Here is a 4,093-nt window from a genome sequence, read left to right as displayed (position 1 = left end):
GGCATCAACGGCTCGATCCGAGCCCACATCGCATCAGTAATCACTAATCGGACAGACATGTCCGATCAACTGACCAACCCACCCAAGAGACACGCCCTAGGCGCCGGGCCTGGATGCGACGGGTCCCGATGCGGCGCAGAATGGACGAGGGCGTTGCACATGGGCGGGAATCGCCGGTAGGCGCCCTGTTGGGGCTCAGGTCGTGCCGCCCGTCGCAGCCTCGGTCGACCCGTGACGTCGGCCGCTGCGACCGCATCCACGCGGGGAACCCCCTAGGCGCGGGGGACCCCACGACGCCCGACGCGCGCGCCCACGCGCGACGAAATGGGGCAATGATGAGGAAATCCCTGGTGGTCACGCTGGCGACTTCTGCAGTGGCGGTGCTGCTGGCGGGTCCCGTCACCCCCGCGTCCGCTTCCGCGTCCTGCTTCGGCACCAGCGGGAACACCTCGATCCTGTTCTACCGGACCGGTAGCGGCTCCGCCGTCACCGGAACCCTCTCCGCCGGCCACTGGGAGTCCAACGGGGAGTTCCACCTGCCGCGCGGCTACACGCACGCGGCGGCGAGCCACGATTCGCTGCTGCTGTACAACAAGATCACCGGGGCTGGGGAGGTCGGCACCTTCACCGACGGCGAGTACGCGCGCACCCGCACCTTTGGCAACTTCCCGACGGGTTGGACCCAGGTCGAGGCCTCCGGCGACTCGGTGCTCTTCTACAACGGCCAGACCGGCCACGGCATCACCGGCACCCTGCGGAACGGCAAGTACCAACAGGTGCGCACGTACGACGACTTCAAGAAGGGCTGGGTGACCATGGCCGGCTCGTGCGACACGCTGACCGCCGCGGCCCGGCCAGGGGCGGCCACCTTCTCGTGGGACAAGAGCGAGTACGGAACCCTGGAAGGCGGCGTCTACGGGCGCAGGGGCAGCTTGGTGGGGGAGGACCACCTGGGCCAGCTGACCGCCACCAGGGACTCGGTGCTGTCCTGGGCGAAGGCGGGCGGGAAACTCGACTTGCGGGCGGGCACGGCGACCGACGGCTGGGTCTTCCATTTCCGCGGGGTCGGCACCTCCGACCTCTGGGAGAAGGTGGGCCGAACCTCGGACAGCCTGCTCTTCTACAAGTCCGACGGCACCGCCTCGGCCTCGAAGCTGGTCGACGGCGACTACAAGAGCGTCGGGCCGCTGGACGACATCTCCCCCGGCTGGACCCTCATCGAGGGCGGCGTATAACCAGGGCATGGCCGCCCCCGCCCCTGGGCGTCAGGGCTTCGCCGCCGCCGTGGCCTTCACGTAGAGCTGGGCAACGTACGGCGCTCGCCGGTCGCTCCGGCCCGGTGAGACACGACCGCCTGGCAGGCCCCGACAGGATCCCGGTGGCGGGTAGGCGGCACCGCGTCCCGTGTCCGGCCATTCGGAATGGCGATCCCCCTGAAGTATGTGGGGCCCAGCGCGCCGAGGGCCACCCTGGCGGCAGGCATTGAACCTGCTGCGTGGCGCCCTGAAGGTGAGGGCCCCGCGGTCGGTGACTGCGGGGCCCCATGCCAGTCGAAGTCGTCACATCCGACCAGCACATCGAGCAACCCGGCAAACCTTCTCGGTCACAGCACTAGGTCGTAGGCGCGGTTGATCAAAGCCTGGATGGAGACACCCCAGCGCTGCTTGAGGACGGCGAACTCGCGGAGCATCAGCGGGCCGCTGAGTGCTTCCTCTGCGCGTTCCTTTGGAAGCAGGAAGGCGCCCGCGAAGCGGTGCGCCTCGGTTTCGGCCTACTGCCTCGGTTTCGGCCTACTTGGGATCCAGGCCGGCGCGGCGGATGGAGATGCGCCGCCTTGACCGCACTGGCACCCCGCCCGGCGAACGCGGTCTCCTGCACGGTTACTGGCTAATCTCCGGGTACGGCCTGCGTGCCTCCCGAGCTCTGGGGTGGCTCGCTGCCGCGATGCTCGTGACGATCGTCTTACTGATGGGCTTTGGGATCCCTCAGGACTCGCCGAAGCAGAAGGCAACCGGCACCGTGCCAGCTGGTGGAGGCAAGGTCGCTTTCGTGATCGACAAGGCTGATCCGCAGAACCCCACGGGAAGCAGGTTCACTAGCAAGCGGTTCGACAAGGCCCTGAGCGTCACACTCAACTCGGTGATGTTCCGCTCCAGTGGACAGGATCTGACGACCGCCGGTACCTACATCGAAATGACCTCCCGCCTCCTCGAACCCACACTCCTCGCCCTGGCCGCCCTCGCCGTACGCGGACGCATCAAGCGCTGACCAACCCGCGCTGGTGCCCCTCCGGCGATGAGCAAACTGCCTTTCGGGCGTGGCTCGGCGGAACCAGCGCATCCAGCGTCCCAGCAGTTCAGGGGCACCGGAAGGTCCGGGATCAGGGAACGCCGCAAATCCCGTCGGATGTCTGGTGACGGGGTGGCAGCGCCCACGTCACCCCCACGCCCTCACAGGGGCCGCCCCAGGGCTGGCGGAAAATCACCGCCCCAAAACCCAGCGGATGTCACAGGGCCGGTCGGGATCCGTAATGCCGCCCGGTCGGGTCACGAGCCGCTTGGCCCATTCGCCCGTGTGAAAAGGCAGTACTTCGCGTAGCCCCCGTACCCGCGCTAAGCGAGGCATCTTCGGCGGCGACCGCCCCTCACTCCCCCGAAGATCGTTTGATCGCTGCCAAGCACACACCCAGTCTCCTGCGGTCCGGAGGCACCAACACCTGGGGACCCCGTCAAGACCACGGCAGTCTGCTGCCGGGTTCTGTCCGGGCCTATGTCGATCACAGGTTGGCGGGTGCACTTCACTCGCCGCGAAGCGCCTTGGCCTCGGGTGGTCACGCCGCTGATGAAGGAGTTCAGCGCGCTGTTCGCGCGGCTGGACGCAGTCCTGGATGAGCAGGTGTGCCAGAGGGGCAGTCGTTCCTTATCGGCCCGGAGGGTATCGAGAGCCGGGCATGGCGGAATCCGCCGTTGTTCCTTGTGTCATGACTGCAGCAAGATGACGTTCATGGGGAACCGGGGGGACTCGCCCCGGGTCCGTAGTCACGGAAAGGGGAACAGCATGCGAGGCAAATTCGTGGCGGCTATAGTCGCAGCTGGTCTGGCGACTTCGGTGGGCCTGGTAGGTGGCGGTGTCGCCAGCGCGACGGACACTGGCACACAGGCCCTGAGCTGCAGCAAGTCGAAGGGGCAGACGTGGGGCAAGGGGACGTGCACGGGTACGGGCCTGTGGGACGTGACCGTCTGGTGTTCCCTGGGCGCCAGCGCCACGAGCAACACGATGTCCGGGACCGGATCCGTCTACGTGTACTGCCCGTGGGGCAATGCCCAGGACGTCACCATTCGCAAATACAGCTGACAGGCGCTTGCGGCTGACTAGTACGACATGCAGCGGGGGCGGACCTTACCGTTCGCCCCCGCTGCAAACGGGCTCAGTCGGCTGCCGGAATCGCCCAGCCGTCACATTGAGGTTCCCCCGTTGTTGTGCGGGAGGTGCTGATTGGCTGCTCAGGGTGGTTTGGCGGGGGTTTAGGTTCGCTTGTTCAATCGTCGCTTGGTTGGAGCAGTACTTCTCCTCGAACTCGATGGGGCTGAGGTAGCCGCCTCAATACCAGCTCATAACAGAGGTTCCGCCGGTATCGTCACCCGTCGGGGCTTGTCATGGCCAGACCCGTAACAGCCGCCGCTGACACCAGATGGTGCACGGTCTCAGCAGGGCTTCCTCAGCAAAACCGGCCGGACACCGGACACCACGAAACCCTGTCCTTCTGCTCGTACGCCACCCCGGCCGGCACGGCAGCCGGGCCCGTCACCGACTCCGCGGCCTGCGCCGGCATCGGCTCCACTGGCGGCCTGAGCACCATCCCCGGGGCCTACCTTCGGTCACCTTTCGCCTTCCAGAGTCGGCCGGACCTGCCCTAGGTCGTGTCGTCAAAGTCCCGTCTGGCTGGCGGGGTCTGGCACGCACGCTCGCCGCGTTGTCGTCGGTCACCGACGCTCCGCGTCGATTCCCTCCTCCGCCTTGCGATCGCACGCACCAGACCCCGCCAGCCCCGCCCTTCGGGCGGCCGACGCTACTTTGACGACACTCCCTAGGC

Annotated in this window: 2 protein-coding genes and 2 pseudogenes; 3 read left to right on the top strand and 1 reads right to left on the bottom strand. The window is 67.2% G+C overall.

Annotation, left to right across the window (positions count from 1 at the left end; all coding sequences use genetic code 11):
• Window positions 1-332: 332 nt before the first annotated feature.
• Complete coding sequence (locus tag ADK52_RS06540) at window positions 333-1,235, top strand: hypothetical protein (RefSeq protein ID WP_136227622.1); 903 nt, start codon at window positions 333-335, stop codon at window positions 1,233-1,235.
• Window positions 1,236-1,603: 368 nt separating this feature from the next.
• Here ADK52_RS06540 and ADK52_RS44920 read toward each other — a convergent pair.
• A pseudogene (locus tag ADK52_RS44920) lies at window positions 1,604-1,756 on the bottom strand (ImmA/IrrE family metallo-endopeptidase); the annotation flags it as partial.
• 62 nt (window positions 1,757-1,818) lie between these two features.
• Here ADK52_RS44920 and ADK52_RS06535 point away from each other — a divergent pair.
• Both ADK52_RS06535 and ADK52_RS06530 read left to right on the top strand, forming a co-directional pair.
• A pseudogene (locus ADK52_RS06535) lies at window positions 1,819-2,268 on the top strand (hypothetical protein); the annotation flags it as partial.
• A gap of 789 nt (window positions 2,269-3,057) precedes the next feature.
• Window positions 3,058-3,354 carry a hypothetical protein gene (locus tag ADK52_RS06530; protein ID WP_053688824.1) on the top strand — a complete coding sequence of 99 codons (297 nt, stop codon included), beginning with the start codon at window positions 3,058-3,060 and terminating at the stop codon, window positions 3,352-3,354.
• The last annotated feature ends 739 nt before the right edge of the window (window positions 3,355-4,093 follow it).

The organism is Streptomyces sp. WM6372 (assembly GCF_001279655.1).
Classification (GTDB): Bacteria; Actinomycetota; Actinomycetes; order Streptomycetales; family Streptomycetaceae; genus Streptomyces.
This window is presented reverse-complemented; position numbering and strand designations above follow the sequence as displayed.

Coding starts and splice junctions, on each gene's coding strand:
- ADK52_RS06540 (WP_136227622.1), top strand. CDS start 333: ATGATGAGGAAATCCCTGGTGGTCACGCTGGCGACTTCTGCAGTGGCG.
- ADK52_RS06530 (WP_053688824.1), top strand. CDS start 3,058: ATGCGAGGCAAATTCGTGGCGGCTATAGTCGCAGCTGGTCTGGCGACT.